Raw genomic sequence first — 13,751 nt, 5'->3', positions numbered from 1 at the left:
AACCTCAGTTCAGGCGGTTGCGCAGGGCGATGGTGAAGGGGTATTCACGGCGCAGGGGTTGACCGTCGGTGCCGATTTTGTCCGTGGAGACGCTGCGTACCAGGATGCGTACCGCCACTACGTTTTGCCAGGCGGTGACGCTGGCGATGGGTCGGTAGGTCGTGTCATTCTTGACGAGAAAACTCAGAGTGAGCTGGTCGATGTCGGGAACCATTTCCACGCCCTTGTCCTTGTTTTTGTCGAGGTCGTTGTTGACGACTTTGCGGTAGAGAGAGGTGCCGCCGCGGTCGTTGGTGCCGACGTACCAAAGGATGCGCTGGAATTTCAGGAGGGTGCCGCCGGTGAAATTGCGGCAGTCCTTGGGTTTAGGTGCGCCGTGTCCGCCTTCACAGACGACGGGGGTGCTGAGGCACTTGGTGCAGTTGCCGGGGTCGGCGTTTTTGCCGCTGTCGTGGACGACCTTCAGGCTGCTGCTGTTGACGTTGGTCGCCTGGAAGATGGCGGCGTCAGGCCCTTCACACACGAACAAGATGTTTTCCTTCTCGAGGCCGGTGGTAGAGGAGAGGGTAAGGGTGGCTGATGCCGGCTCATGATCGGTAACGTGAATTTCATTGGTCGGATCGCTGCCCTTGGCGATGGAGAGCACGGGACTGCCGGCGGCGACGTTGTCCGGGGCGAATGAAGGAAGCGTTGCTCCGGGGGCGGAGGCGATGAGGGTCTCTCCTTGCCAGCTCCAGGTGGGGGATGTTCCATTGAGTACGTTGGCGATGTTCGTGGCGCCGCAGGCCGTGGCTCCGGCTTCGCGCACGTCGCGGGCCATCAGCTCATAGGCGATGCGCAGGTTTTCCTGCATGCGGGCGAGGTTCTCGGTGGTGCGGTAGGTCTGCCGGTTGGTGAGGAAGAGATTGACGACTGCGCCGATGACGACGAGGCCGAGCACGAGGGCGACCATGAGCTCGACGAGGGTCAGGCCGAGTTGATGCCGGGAAGCATGGGAGGGGATTTTCATAGACGACTCGTGACCGAAATGATGGTGGCCGGTTTGCCGCCGAGGCAGTTTCCGCCGTCGGTGTTGTCACCGCCAGCGCTGTCGTCCCAGCAGACTTCGGCGCGGTAGGTGAAGGTGGCGGCATCTACCTCGACGACGCGGCCGCAGGCGGAAGGGTGTACCAGCGGAAGATTGGTCGAGGTGCCGCGCATGCTGTCGATCCAGGTTTTGAGGTCGGCGAGGGGGAGCGTCGATCCGCTGGGGGAAGAGCAGCGCCAATTCGATGAGACGTAGGCAGCAGCGAGGGTAGAGCGGGTTCCTGGGTCCGTCGTGCTCATCACCGCGGCGCGCATGGCATCGAGGATGGTATAGGCGGACATGACGGCCGCGGAGCGTTCATAGCTGGAGTTGGCCGCGGCGAGCATGCGGGCCTGCAGGCCGGCAAGCCCGAGTAACCCGATGGCGAAGATGAGGGCGGCGATCAGCACTTCGAGCAGGCTGAAGCCGCGCTGTCGTGAGGGGCGAAAAACGGAAGGCATGGCGTGGATCCTCAGGGCGACGGGCAGGTCGAAGGAACGCTGGGCGGGTTGGGATCGAGGATGATTCTGCCGGAGCCAATGAGGTGGATGTCGCGTGCCCGGCGGTCGTCCGTGAGCGCGGTGCTGGTGGAGCACACGCGCAGGATCGAGGTGTCGGGGAAAAAATCGCCGTTGAGCTGTTTGCTCATGCCGTCGGCGCTGAAGGAAACGTAAGAAGAAAGCGGGGCATTGGCCACGGCTACGATGCCGGTGGGCAAGGGACCGCCGCGAAAGAGGATGTCGTTGGCACTCTCGGGGGCGGGCGCATTGCCTGGCGTTTGGTCGACGAAGGCCATCCAGCCGTCGCGCCAGGCGCCGGAGCACGCGTTGGCGTTGGGGGCGGCGGGGCAGACGGTGACGCGGGCGTTACGGCGCAGTGCTTCGGTGCGCGCTGCTTGCAGGGAGGCGATGAGTTCGTTGGTGGCGGAGGTGAGGCGGTTCGAGGCGATGAGGGAGGCGAACGCCGGGATGCCGATCGCGAGCAGGATCGCGAGCACCACGATCGTGACCATCAGTTCGACGAGGGTGAACCCCGCTGCGTGGCGGGATGGCTGGCGCATTCCCTACTCCTTGTCGACATTGCGGCTTATTATGACGCTGTCCGAGCAGGAATGCAAGATGAAGCAATCCGATCCGATGAGATGTGGGGGCTACAACACCTCCGCCGCATAGTCCGCGAGCCGGGAGCGTTCGCCGCGCGACAGCAGCACGTGGCCGCCGTGGGGCCAGCCTTTCATGCGCTCGACCACGTAGGTGAGCCCCGAGCTGCCTTCGGTGAGGTAGGGAGTGTCGATCTGGGCGAGGTTGCCCATGCACACGACCTTGCTGCCGGGGCCGGCGCGGGTGATGAGTGTGCGCATCTGCTTGGGGGTGAGGTTTTGCGCCTCGTCGAGTACGAGGAACTTGCGCACGAAGGTGCGTCCGCGCATGAAGTTGAGGCTCTTCACCTTGACCTTGCTGCGCACGAGATCCCCGGTGGTGGCGCGGCCCCAGTCGCCGCCTTCGTGGGTGCCGCCCAGGAGCACTTCGAGGTTGTCTTCCAGCGCGCCCATCCAGGGGGTCATCTTTTCTTCTTCGGTGCCGGGCAGGAAGCCGATGTCTTCGCCGATGGGCACGGTGGTGCGGGTGAAGATGATTTCGGTGTAGCGCTTCTGCTCGAAGGTCTGGGCGAGCGCAGCGGCAAGGGTGAGGAGCGTCTTGCCGGTGCCGGCCTGCCCGAGGAGGGTGACGAAGTCGATCTCGGGGTCGAGCAGCAGGTCGAAGGCGAAGTTCTGCTCGCGATTTCGCGCGGTGATGCCCCAGACGGCGTTTTTCTCGTGACGGCGATCGGTGAGGGTGCGCAGCACGGCACGCTTGCCTTCCAAGGCGACGACGCGGGCTTCGAGCGGCTGCGGCCCTTCGAGGTAGACGAACTCGTTGAGCAGGAGCTCGGGCACGATCGGCCCCTGGATGCGGTACCAGTCGTGGCCGGCGTCGCGCCAGGATTCGAGCCCTTTGGCGTGCGTCTCCCAAAAGTCGGGCGGCAGCGCCCGCACGCCGGGATAGACGAGGTCGGTGTCTTCGAGGATTTTGTCGTTGCGGTAATCCTGGGCGGCGAGCCCCAGCGCGCGGGCCTTGATGCGCAGGTTGATGTCCTTGGAGACGAGGATCACCGGGCGCGGGGCGAGGCGCTGGGCGAGCGCCTTGACCACGGCGAGGATCTGGTTGTCGGCGCGCGACAGCGGCAGGCTGGTGGGGAGTTCCACTTCCAGCGCTTCGGTCTGCAGGTAGAGCCGGCCCGTGGCCTGGCCGCCGGAGGGGCCGGCAAGCTCGAATCCTTCGGCGAGCGAGGCTTCGCGGCCGCTGACGATGGCTTCGAGCGCGCGGCTTGCCTGGCGGGCGTTGCGCGCCACCTCCGAGAGCCCTTTCTTGTGCGTGTCGAGCTCTTCGAGCGCCACCATGGGCAGGAAGAGGTCGTGTTCCTCGAAACGAAAGAGCGCCGTGGGGTCGTGCATGAGCACGTTGGTGTCGATGACGTAGAGCTTGCGTTCGGCGGCGTTCGGGCGGCGGCGGGGCATCGACGGTCCTTTGGCGGATGTTCAGGCGAGGGCTTTTTGCAGGGCGGTGAGTACTTCCTGGGCGTGGCCGTCGACCTTGACGCCGCGCCACAGGTGCAGAATGCGGCCGTCGGGGCCGATGAGGAAGGTGGAGCGTTCGATGCCGCGCACGGGTTTGCCGTACATCGTCTTGTTCTTGATGACGTCGTAGGCGGAGCAGGCGATCTCGTCGGGATCGGAGACGAGCTCGAAGGGGAGCTGGTACTTGGCCTTGAAGTTCTCGTGGGATTTGACGCTGTCGCGCGACACGCCCAGGATCACGGCGCCGAGGGCGGAGAATTCGGGGGTGAGGTCGCGAAAGGCGATGGCTTCGTTGGTGCAGCCGGGGGTGTTGTCCTTGGGGTAGAAGTAGAGGACGACGGGGCGGCCGCGCAGGGCCGAGAGGGTGATTTCCTGGCCGCCGGTGGCGGGCAAGGTGAAATCGGGGGCAAGGGTGCCGGGTTCGAGCATGATCGTCTCCTGCCGTATCAGGTGAGGATGAGGCCAGCGACGACGCGGCGGCCTTCGCTGGCGGTGACATTATAGGTGCGGCAGGCGGCCGCGAGTGTCATGAATTCGAAACCTTGGCCGGCGGCGGCGAGCCGGCGCAGCAGCGGCACGGGGGGGCGGCGCAGGGTGGCGCCGGTGGCGATCAGCACGAGCTCGGGGCGCAGGGCGAGGAGGGGTTCGAGCGCCGGTTCGTCGAGCGCATCGAACCCGCCCTCGAACCAGGGGGCGACGGTTTCGGGGGTGAGGATGAGGTTGGTTTCGTGGCGTTGGCGGTCGATCTCGACCCAGCCGGGGCCGTGGGCGGTGACGAGGCGGATGTCGCGGGGCTGCTCGAGGCGAAATTCCATGATCTTCTTCCCGGGGAAATTGCCGCAAGGCGGTAATTTTTGGCTAAGATTACCGTTTCGCGCCCGGCCGGGCAAGGCGGGCGCTTTCGTGCGAGGACGCAAACATGGGAATGCGCAGCGGAAACGTGGTGCCGGTACGGCAGGGGCAGACGGAGAAAGAAGCGCCGGAGGCGGTGGTCGAGGCCGCGCCGCCGTCTTTGCGCCGTATCCTGAAATCGTCCAAGCTCGACGACGTCTGCTATGACATCCGCGGGCCGGTGCTGGCGCGCGCCAAGCAGATGGAGGAAGACGGCCACAAGATCATCAAGCTCAACATCGGCAACCTCGCGCCCTTCGGTTTCGAGCCGCCCGAGGAGATCGTGGTCGACGTGATCCGCAACCTGCGCGAGGCAGGGGGCTATTCCGATTCCAAGGGGCTCTTCTCGGCGCGCAAGGCGGTGGTGCACTACACGCAGCAGAAGGGGATCGCCGGGGTGGACGTGGAGGACGTGATCCTGGGCAACGGCGTCTCCGAGCTCATCGTGATGAGCCTGCAGGCGCTGCTCGAGCACGGCGACGAGGTGCTGGTGCCCTCGCCCGATTATCCGCTGTGGACGGCGGCGGTGAGCCTGGCGGGCGGCAAGCCGCGGCATTACCTGTGCGACGAGGCGTCCGACTGGCTGCCGGATCTGGCCGACATCCGCAAGAAGGTCTCGCCGCATACCAAGGCGATCGTGGTCATCAATCCGAACAACCCCACCGGCGCGCTCTACCCGCGCGAGATCCTGGAGGGGATCGTGCAGATCGCGCGCGAGCATCAGCTGATCGTGTTCGCCGACGAGATCTACGACAAGATGCTCTACGACGGCAACACGCACACTTCGATCGCCTCGCTCGCCGACGACGTGCTCTTCATCACGATGAACGGGCTGTCCAAGAATTACCGCGCCTGCGGCTATCGCGCCGGCTGGATGGTGATTTCGGGCGAGAAGCGGCACGCGGCCGATTACATCGAGGGGCTCAACATGCTCGCCTCGATGCGTCTGTGCTCCAACGTGCCGGGGCAGATGGCGATCCAGACCGCCTTGGGCGGGTATCAGAGCATCCAGGATCTGGTGGCGCCGCAGGGGCGGCTCACGCGCCAGCGCGACACGGCGCATGCGCTCTTGAGCCGGATTCCCGGCGTGTCGGTGGTCAAGGCCAAGGCGACGCTCTACATGTTCCCGCGGCTGGACCCGAAGGTGTATCCGATCGCCGACGATCAGGAGTTCATCCTCCAGTTGCTGGAGGAGGAAAAGGTGCTGCTGGTGCAGGGCACGGGGTTCAACTGGCCGCAACCGGATCATTTCCGCATCGTATTCCTGCCGCACGTCGACGATCTGCACGAGTCGATCGGGCGCATCGAGCGCTTTCTGGAGCGCTACCGGCGACGGCATCAGGTGGTGATGGGTTCAGCGAAAAAGGATAAATGACAAATGACGATGAAGGCGATGCAGGTGGGGCTGTTGGGGATCGGGACCGTCGGTGGCGGGACGTGGCGCGTGCTGCAGCGCAACGCCGAGGAGATCACGCGCCGTGCCGGGCGGCCGATCCGCATCACGCGGGTGGCCGACCGCGACGTGGAGCGCGCCCGGGCGCTCACCGCCGGGGCGGCGGAGGTGACGGACGATGCCTTCGCCGTGGTGCGCGCGCCGGACATCGACATCGTGGTCGAACTCATCGGCGGCTACACCCTCGCCAGGGAGCTCGTGCTCGCGGCGATCGAGGCGGGCAAGCACGTGGTCACCGCCAACAAGGCGCTCCTTGCCGTGCACGGCAACGAGATCTTCGCCCGGGCCCAGGAGAGGGGCGTGATGGTGGCGTTCGAGGCGGCGGTGGCCGGCGGCATCCCCATCATCAAGGCGCTGCGCGAGGGCCTCACCGCCAACCGCATCGAGTGGGTGGCCGGTATCATCAACGGCACCACCAATTACATCCTCACGCAGATGCGCGAGCGCGGCGTGACCTTTGCCCAGGCGCTCACCGAGGCGCAGCAGCTCGGCTACGCCGAGGCCGATCCGACCTTCGACGTGGAAGGAATCGACGCGGCGCACAAGGCCACGCTCATGGCCTCGATCGCCTTCGGCGTGCCGATCCAGTTCGAGCGCGCCTACGTGGAGGGGATCACCCGGATCGAGCCGCGCGACGTGGCCTATGCCGAGGAGCTCGGCTATCGTCTGAAACTGCTGGGGATCGCCAAGCGCCGCGAAGGCGGATTCGAGCTGAGGGTGCATCCCACCCTGGTGCCGGCCGATCACCTTCTCGCCAACGTCAACGGCGCCATGAACGCGGTCCTGGTCAAGGGCGACGCGGTGGGGCAGACGATGTTCTACGGCAAAGGGGCAGGGGCGGAGCCCACCGCGAGTGCGGTGATCGCCGATCTGGTCGACGTCACGCGGCTGCACACGGCCGATCCCGAACACCGGGTGCCGCACCTCGCCTTCCAGCCCGATCAGGTGCGCGAAGTGGCGGCGCTGCCCATCGAGGAGTGCCGTACCGCTTCCTATCTGCGGCTCGCGGTGGCCGACCGGCCCGGGGTGCTCGCGGAGATCACCCGCGTGCTCGCTGCCGAGGAGATCTCCATCGCGGCCATGATCCAGAAGGCGCCGGCCTGCGGCCGGGCGGAGATCGTGATGACCACGCACGAGGCGTGCGAGGCAGCGATGAACCGGGCGATCGCGGCGATCGAAACGCTGCCGGCGGTGCAGGGGGCCGTCACGCGGCTGCGCATCGAACCGCTGGCGGACTGACGGCGCGCGATGGACGAATTCGACGGGGAAATGCCGCGGGCGCGCCATCGCCTGCCGGCCGAGTCTTTGCGCCGGGTCACGGATCCGGCCGCGATCGCGGCGGTGCTGGCCGAGCCGGGCGAGACGGTGCCCGTGGGGCTGGGGCAAGAGCGGGCCGAGGAAGCGCTGCGCTTCGCTCTGGCGATGAATCACGTGGGTGGCTATCACGTGTTCCTCTTCGGTCTGCCGGGCACGGGGCGACACGCGATCGCGCTGCATCACATCGGGGAGACGGCCCGCCGCCTACCGGCGCCGGAAGACCTCGCCTACCGCTATGATTTCTCCGACCCGCAGCGCCCGCGCCTGCTCAAGTTGCCCGCGGGCACGGCGCGCGTGCTCTCCGACGACTTGCAGAATTTCACGCGCCAGCTCGAACCGGCGGTGAACGCGGCCTTCGAGGCGAAAGCCCATCAGGAACGGATCGAGGCGCTGGAGTCGGCGCACAAGGAGCGCGAGAGCCGGGCGATCGAGGCGATCGTGCAGGCGTGCGCCGAGGATCGGCTCAAGTTGCTGCAGACCGGCGATGGTTGGGCCTTCGTCCCCGTGGACGAGGCGGGCGAGCCGCTCGAACCGGAGCGCTACGAAGCCCTGCCGGCCAAGGAGAAGGCGCGCATCGAACAGGCAGTGGAGCGCTGGCGCCAGCGCCTCGTGGAAGTGCTCGACGAATTCCCCGCCTGGCGCGAAGCGCTCTATGCCGCGATCCGGCGCGCCGAGCGCGAGGCGCTCGAACCGGTGGTGCGGCACCTGCTCACCCCTTTGCGGGAGAAATACGCCGGTTTGTCCGCGGTGATCGGCCTGCTCGACGAGATCGAGCAGGACATCCTCGACGGTGAGCGCGAGTGGCTGGAGGACGAGGAAGAGGGCGGACGCAATCCGGCGTTTTCTCCGCTCATCCGCTACCAGATCCACGTGCTGGTGGCGCACGAGGCCGGTGAGGGTGCGCCGGTGGTGTTCGAAGACAACCCGAGCTATGCCAACCTCGTGGGCTGGGTCGAGACGCTGCAGCAGCTCGGCGAGCGCATCACGCATTTCCAGCTGATCCGCGCCGGGGCGCTCGCGCGGGCGCGCGGCGGGTTCCTCCTGCTCGATGCCGAGCGTCTGCTCGCCCAGCCGGCGGCCTGGGACGCCTTGAAGCGCGCTCTGCAGCGGCGCGAGGTGCGCATCGAACCGCCTCCGGAGGCGGCCGGTTGGGGCAGCGTCCGTATGCTGGAGCCCGAGCCGATCGACTGCCCGCTCAAGGTGATACTCATCGGTTCGGCCGATACCTTCCATACCTTGTTCGATCTGGACGACGACTTCCAGGATCTCTTCAAGATCCCGGCCGAGGCGGCCGACGACGTGCCGCGCACGCCCGAGGCCGAGGCGGGACTGGCGCGCTTGCTGCTGCATCTGGCGCGGGAGAACGCCTTGCGGCCGCCCTCGGCCGCGGCGCTCGCGGCCGTGCTCGATCAGGCCGCCCGCGAGGCCGAACACGCCCATCGGCTGACCTTGCGTACCCGAACCCTGGTGGATCTGCTGCGGGAGGCGGACGCCTTGGCGCACGCCGAGGGGGCGCACGAGATTGGAGCGGCGCACGTATGCGCGGCGGTCCGCGCGCGCGAGCGGCGCCTTGCGCGCCACGCCGAGGAGACGATCGAGGCGATGCTCGAGGGGGAGCTGCTCATCACCACCGAGGGCGCGCGTGCCGGGCAGATCAATGGCCTGGTGGTGGTCGACGTCGCGCATCAGAGCTACGGCTATCCGGTGCGCATCACCGCCACGGTGCGCCTGGGCGGCGAGGGCGAGGTCGTCGACATCGAACGCGAGACCGAGCTCGGCGGGGCCATCCACTCCAAGGGGGTGATGATCCTCGCGTCTTTCCTTGCCGGGCGCTTCGGCCGCCATCAGCCGCTGTCGCTGTCGGCGAGCCTGGTGATGGAGCAATCCTACGCCTTCGTCGAGGGCGATTCGGCTTCGCTCGCGGAGCTGTGCGCCCTGCTGTCGGCCATCTCCGGCCTGCCGCTCGCCCAGGGAATCGCGGTGACCGGCTCGGTCAATCAGTTTGGCGAGGTGCAGGTGATCGGCGGCGTGAACGAGAAGATCGAAGGGTTCTTCGCCCTGTGCGCCCGCCGGAGACTCACCGGCGAGCAGGGGGTGATCATCCCCCGGGGCAACGTGCGCCATCTGATGCTGCGCGAGGAAGTGGTCGAGGCCGTCCGGGCGGGCCGTTTCTCGATCTGGACGGTGGAGACGGTGGACGAGGCGATGGCCCTGCTCACCGGCCTCCCCGCCGGTGCACCCGACGGGCGCATTCCCACCGGGCGAGCACGCACGGTGAACGAGGCAGTCGCGGCGCAGCTGCGCCGCATGGCCGAGATCCATGCCGCCGCCGGCGAGGGAACGCCGCTGCGCAGGCGTTGGCGCCGGCAGGGGAAAGAGGAAAGAGATTAGGATGCGGCCGAGCGCAGGCGTTCGACGACGGCGGCGAGCTCGGCCACGAAGGCGTGGGCGGCTTGCAGCGCCGAGGCGAGCACTGCCGGATCCTCGACGTATTCGCGAATCATGAGATTGCGCAATTTGCGCATGTCCATCCACTGTTGGGCATCGCGGATCAACCCGAGTCGTTCGGCGCGGTCGAGGTTGTCGATGAAGGTGGCGATGCGCTCTCCGTGCGCGACGAGATAAGTGGGCAGAGCTTTGTCGCCCAGCGTATCTTGTAGGCGCCCGAATCGGGCGACGAATGCATCGACGCGTTCGGCGAGGTCCGGATCCCTTTCGAGTTGCACTGCTCGGACAGGGGTAAAAGGTTCGGAAAAGAGACGCCGGTCGGTGAGGAGGAGATGGGCGAGCTCGCGTTCGGCCAGTTGCAGCAACTGCTGCAGACGCTCGGCGGCGCGATGATCGGCGATCACAGAACGATTCCTGCGCGGCGGGCGACGTGATGGATCGGGAGCTCTTTCAGGTTGGGCGCAGCGAGCACGACGTCCACCTTGCGGCCATCGAGCAGGCGGCTTACCCGGCCCGCGATGCGGGCGGCGAGTAGGGCCGGTTCGGCGACCGGCTCTACGACTTCGACGAGCAGATCGACATCGCCGCCGTGCGCCGAGTCGTCCAGCCGGGAGCCGAAGAGCCGCACGGTGGCCTGCGCTCCAGCCAGATCGGCGACGACGGAACGGATACGCTCGATTTGGGCGGGAGTGAGTCGCATGTCACGAATGATAGCAGCGGAATCCGCTGAACGACAACCGACGGCGAGGAGCGGGCGATGAGCGGCGGTGGGGTCGTGACGCAGGCCGTGGCGATTGCCCTGGGGGCGGCGCTGGGGGCTTTGCTGCGCTGGCAGCTGGGCGTGCGGCTCAATGCCTGGTTTCCCGAACTGCCACCGGGCACGCTCGCGGCGAACCTCATCGGCGGATTCGTGATCGGCGCGGCGATCGCGGCGTTTTCGGCCTGGCCGGGGATTCCGGCGGGGTGGCGCCTCTTCCTCATCACGGGATTCTGTGGCGGCCTGACCACGTTCTCTACCTTCAGCGCCGAAGTCTTCGCCTTGCTGCAGCACGGGCGCCTCGCGCTCGCGCTCGTCGCACTGGCGCTGCACGTGGGCGGATCGCTCCTGGCGACGGCAGGCGGTTTCGCCATCGTGAGGATGCTGCGGGCGCTGGCGTAAAAAAATTCTGCACGCAGGGAAAAATGTATTGACGCCGGCGTAAAAGGCGCGTATCGTAGCGACAGTGTTCGAAGCGCGCATCGTCTTCACCGCTTGCGGAGATTCGCGATTCCTGCTCGGCACACCGTGGGTCGAATGGCCCGTTTCAATAAAGTAGTAACGAAGGAAGCTTCATCATGGCAACTGGTACTGTCAAGTGGTTCAACGATTCCAAAGGGTTCGGCTTCATCACCCCCGATGACGGCGGTGAGGATCTGTTCGCGCATTTCTCCGCGATCAACATGCCGGGCTTCAAAACCCTGAAGGAAGGCGAGAAAGTCAGCTTCGAAGTCACGCAAGGGCCGAAAGGCAAGCAAGCGTCGAACATTCAGAAGGCCTGACGTCTGCCCCGCCGCGGCGGGACGTTGGACCGCCTGGCAGCAGAGAAGCCACCCGATTGGGTGGCTTCTTTTTTTATGCGTGCGCCCGGCACGGGCGCACTCTTAGAGGTGAAAACACTTCCATGAGTTGATCACGGCGAACGAAGCGAAGCGCAATGGGCCTGCTTTGGTTTCAGTGCGTTTTGTTGCAGCCACCTTCGAAGCGCCGCAGCTGCTCCAGCGCCTTCGTGCCGGGCCAGCCATCGGCTTCGAGTGCCTGGCCGCCGCATTCCTGCTGGAAACGGCTCAGTGCCTCCCGCGTCTGGGCGCCGGCCACGCCGTCGATGGTGCCCGGATCGTAGCCCAGGGTGGAGAGACGTTCTTGCAACTCCAGCGTTTCCGAACGGGTGAGCGGCGGGTCGTCGGTGGGCCAGGCTTGCACGAAAGGCTGCTTGGGATCGAAGCGGGCGGCTTTCAGGGGATCTTTCAGCGCATCGTAGAGGAGCCCGATCGCCAGGGCATAGGATTCGGCCGCGTTGTAGCGAAAGATCGCGTCGTAGTTGGGAAAGGCCAGAAGCGCCGGGCCTTGGCGGCCGGCCGGCAAGAGCAGGGCGGCTTTTTCCGGTAGGGTGCGCGGCCAGGGTTTGCCGTCGGCGCGGGGAAGACCCATGGCGAGCCATTCGTTCGTCGGGCGTTTTTTCGTGCGCCCTGCGAGCTGGACATCGAACGAGGGCGGCAGTACGACTTCGATCGCCCAGGGTTCGCCGCGCCGCCAGCCGGCTTGCTTCAGGAAGTTGGCGGTGGAAGCGAAAACGTCGGGCAGGGAATGATAGAGGTCGCGCTTGCCGTCGCCGTCGAAGTCGACGGCGTAGCGCGCGAAGGTGCTGGGCATGAACTGGGTCTGTCCGAAGGCGCCGGCCCAGGAACCCCGCAGGCGCTCGGCGCCGGTTTCTCCACGTTCGAGGATGTCGACCGCCGTGAGGAATTCGGGGCGGAAATAGCTCTGCCGCCGGCCGAAGCACGACAGGGTGGCGAGCGATTGCAGCAGGTCGTCGCGCCCGAGATTCTGTCCGAAATTGCTCTCCACCGCCCAGAAGGCGACGACGAGCTCGGCATCGACGTCGTAGGTGGCCTCGACGTAGCGCAGCAAGCCTTCATTCTCGTGCAGCTTCTCCTGCGCCGTCTGGATGCGGCGCGTATCGACGAGGTTGGCGAGATACTGCCAGATGGGGATGACGAATTCGGGCTGACGATCCAGCCGGGCGATCACGCTCGGGTCGGGGCTGAGGCTGGCCGTGAGGGCGGAAAAGCGCTCGGCCGGGATGCCGCGCCGCTCGGCTTCGGGGGCGAGGCGCTCGAGGCAGGCGCGGAATTCCTCCGCGGAAAGCGAAGGATAGGATTGCCCGTTGGCCCCGGCCACCGGCAGCGCCAGAAGCAAGGGGACGAGCCAGCGTGGAAAGCGCCGTGGCGCGAAAAAGGGCGGGCGGTTCACGATTCGGATCCGAAGAATCGATGCAGGATTTCGTCGGCGAGCGCGATGCCGGTGCGCCGCGCCTGCTGCAGCACGGCCCAATAATAGCGGTAGGAAGCGCGGTCGTGAAGGTGGCCCGCATCGCGGATCGGACCCCAGGCGGCGTCTTGGGCTGCGGTGAGGATGCGCACCGCGTCTTCGATCTCTGCCGCGCTGGGTTGCATCGCTTCGAGGATGGGGCGGATCTGGTTGGGATGGATGCTCCACATGCGCAGGAAGGCGAACTCGGTGCGGGCGCGATGTGCGTCGGCATAGACGAGGGAGGCATCCTCTAGCTCGGTGCAGACGTTGTGCGCCGGCACGATGGTCGCACCGTGCGCGGCGGCGGCGATCTCGGCCTTGGCGCGGCGGATCAGGGGGTGTTCGAACTGCAAGGGCGAGCGCATCGCCTCTGCCCCGATCGCGCCGCGGTGCGAAGAGACGAAATCCATCAGACCGAAATCGAGGCATTCCACGCCCGGTTCATGGGCGATGCGCGCGACTTCGGCGAGCGCCTCCGGCGTTTCGATGAGTACGTGCAGCGGCGGGGGCCGAGTGCCGGGCGGCAACAGCGGGCGCATCGCTTCGCGCACGGTGCGCACGTCGCGCGCCGAGCGCACCTTGGGCACGGTGAGGTAGGCAAGGCGGCCTGCGGCGATCGGCAGGATGGTTTCCAGATCGCGCAGCCAGTGCGGGTGGGTGAGATCGTGGATGCGCACGCCGACGCGGCCGTGGCGGTTTTCGCTCGAGACGGCGAGCTCGGCGCACATCTTTGCGTGTGCCTTTTCATTGCCGGCCGGTGCGCCGTCTTCGCAATCGAGCGTGACGTCGAACACGGGCCCCATCTCGGCCTGCAAGGCCAGCGCCCGGCGCATGAACTTCTCGCTGCCGGCGTAGTGGTCGACGGCGGGGATGTCGGGCAGCTGGCGTT

Annotated in this window: 15 protein-coding genes; 5 read left to right on the top strand and 10 right to left on the bottom strand. The window is 66.6% G+C overall.

The features are described 5' to 3' along the window. Positions 1 to 4: 4 nt before the first annotated feature. The 6 genes from OA56_RS03920 to OA56_RS03895 all read right to left on the bottom strand — a co-directional run bounded on the left by OA56_RS03920 (position 5) and on the right by OA56_RS03895 (position 4,498). A complete protein-coding gene (locus OA56_RS03920; protein ID WP_461583576.1) occupies positions 5 to 1,009 on the bottom strand; it encodes a PilW family protein in 1,005 nt (334 codons plus the stop codon). Continuing rightward, a complete protein-coding gene (gene pilV, locus OA56_RS03915) occupies positions 1,006 to 1,527 on the bottom strand; it encodes a type IV pilus modification protein PilV (RefSeq protein ID WP_461583574.1) in 522 nt (173 codons plus the stop codon). Before pilV ends, OA56_RS03920 begins: the two co-directional genes overlap by 4 nt. Positions 1,528 to 1,538: 11 nt before the next feature. Then, positions 1,539 to 2,126: a GspH/FimT family pseudopilin gene (locus OA56_RS03910; RefSeq protein ID WP_461583572.1), complete on the bottom strand. Its 588-nt coding sequence runs from the start codon at positions 2,124 to 2,126 to the stop codon at positions 1,539 to 1,541. A gap of 90 nt (positions 2,127 to 2,216) precedes the next feature. After that, positions 2,217 to 3,623, bottom strand: a complete 1,407-nt coding sequence (locus tag OA56_RS03905) for a PhoH family protein (protein WP_461583570.1) — start codon at positions 3,621 to 3,623, stop codon at positions 2,217 to 2,219. Positions 3,624 to 3,644: 21 nt separating this feature from the next. Next, on the bottom strand, positions 3,645 to 4,112 hold the full coding sequence (locus tag OA56_RS03900; protein WP_461583568.1) for a peroxiredoxin: 468 nt from the start codon (positions 4,110 to 4,112) through the stop codon (positions 3,645 to 3,647). A 17-nt stretch (positions 4,113 to 4,129) separates the two neighbouring features. Next, positions 4,130 to 4,498: an Mth938-like domain-containing protein gene (locus OA56_RS03895; RefSeq protein WP_055423844.1), complete on the bottom strand. Its 369-nt coding sequence runs from the start codon at positions 4,496 to 4,498 to the stop codon at positions 4,130 to 4,132. Positions 4,499 to 4,695: 197 nt separating this feature from the next. Between OA56_RS03895 and OA56_RS03890 the strand changes: the two genes are divergently transcribed. From OA56_RS03890 to OA56_RS03880, 3 genes are read left to right on the top strand one after another with little or no spacing between them, the layout of a single operon-like run. Further along, complete coding sequence (locus OA56_RS03890; RefSeq protein ID WP_461583656.1) at positions 4,696 to 5,949, top strand: pyridoxal phosphate-dependent aminotransferase; 1,254 nt, start codon at positions 4,696 to 4,698, stop codon at positions 5,947 to 5,949. Positions 5,950 to 5,958: 9 nt separating this feature from the next. Further along, positions 5,959 to 7,266 carry a homoserine dehydrogenase gene (locus OA56_RS03885; protein ID WP_055423854.1) on the top strand — a complete coding sequence of 436 codons (1,308 nt, stop codon included), beginning with the start codon at positions 5,959 to 5,961 and terminating at the stop codon, positions 7,264 to 7,266. Between the two features lie 9 nt (positions 7,267 to 7,275). Beyond that, positions 7,276 to 9,735: a Lon protease family protein gene (locus OA56_RS03880; protein ID WP_055423845.1), complete on the top strand. Its 2,460-nt coding sequence runs from the start codon at positions 7,276 to 7,278 to the stop codon at positions 9,733 to 9,735. On the opposite strand, the gene OA56_RS03875 is transcribed toward OA56_RS03880, so the two are convergent. Both OA56_RS03875 and OA56_RS03870 read right to left on the bottom strand, forming a co-directional pair. Beyond that, positions 9,732 to 10,196 (bottom strand): hypothetical protein, encoded by a 465-nt coding sequence (locus OA56_RS03875; RefSeq protein WP_461583565.1) that lies wholly within the window; start codon positions 10,194 to 10,196, stop codon positions 9,732 to 9,734. The two genes, OA56_RS03880 and OA56_RS03875, sit on opposite strands and share 4 nt — an antisense overlap. Next, positions 10,193 to 10,492, bottom strand: a complete 300-nt coding sequence (locus OA56_RS03870) for a nucleotidyltransferase domain-containing protein (RefSeq protein ID WP_072247953.1) — start codon at positions 10,490 to 10,492, stop codon at positions 10,193 to 10,195. Before OA56_RS03870 ends, OA56_RS03875 begins: the two co-directional genes overlap by 4 nt. A 57-nt stretch (positions 10,493 to 10,549) precedes the next feature. Between OA56_RS03870 and crcB the strand changes: the two genes are divergently transcribed. Both crcB and OA56_RS03860 read left to right on the top strand, forming a co-directional pair. After that, positions 10,550 to 10,951, top strand: coding sequence for a fluoride efflux transporter CrcB (crcB, locus tag OA56_RS03865; protein WP_461583563.1), 402 nt, complete (start codon positions 10,550 to 10,552; stop codon positions 10,949 to 10,951). Between the two features lie 176 nt (positions 10,952 to 11,127). Further along, positions 11,128 to 11,331, top strand: a complete 204-nt coding sequence (locus OA56_RS03860; protein WP_028874475.1) for a cold-shock protein — start codon at positions 11,128 to 11,130, stop codon at positions 11,329 to 11,331. Between the two features lie 172 nt (positions 11,332 to 11,503). Here OA56_RS03860 and OA56_RS03855 read toward each other — a convergent pair whose 3' ends face one another. Next, the gene (locus OA56_RS03855; protein WP_141055898.1) at positions 11,504 to 12,748 is read right to left on the bottom strand and encodes a lytic murein transglycosylase; all 1,245 of its coding nucleotides are present in this window, start codon (positions 12,746 to 12,748) and stop codon (positions 11,504 to 11,506) included. A 50-nt stretch (positions 12,749 to 12,798) separates the two neighbouring features. Next, the coding region (locus tag OA56_RS03850; protein WP_461583561.1) for an HpcH/HpaI aldolase/citrate lyase family protein at positions 12,799 to 13,751 on the bottom strand (953 nt) is incomplete at its 5' end.

This window comes from Tepidiphilus sp. HLB4 (assembly GCF_054823945.1).
Note: the sequence above shows the minus strand (reverse complement) of the source record. Positions and strands in the feature narration are given on the sequence as shown.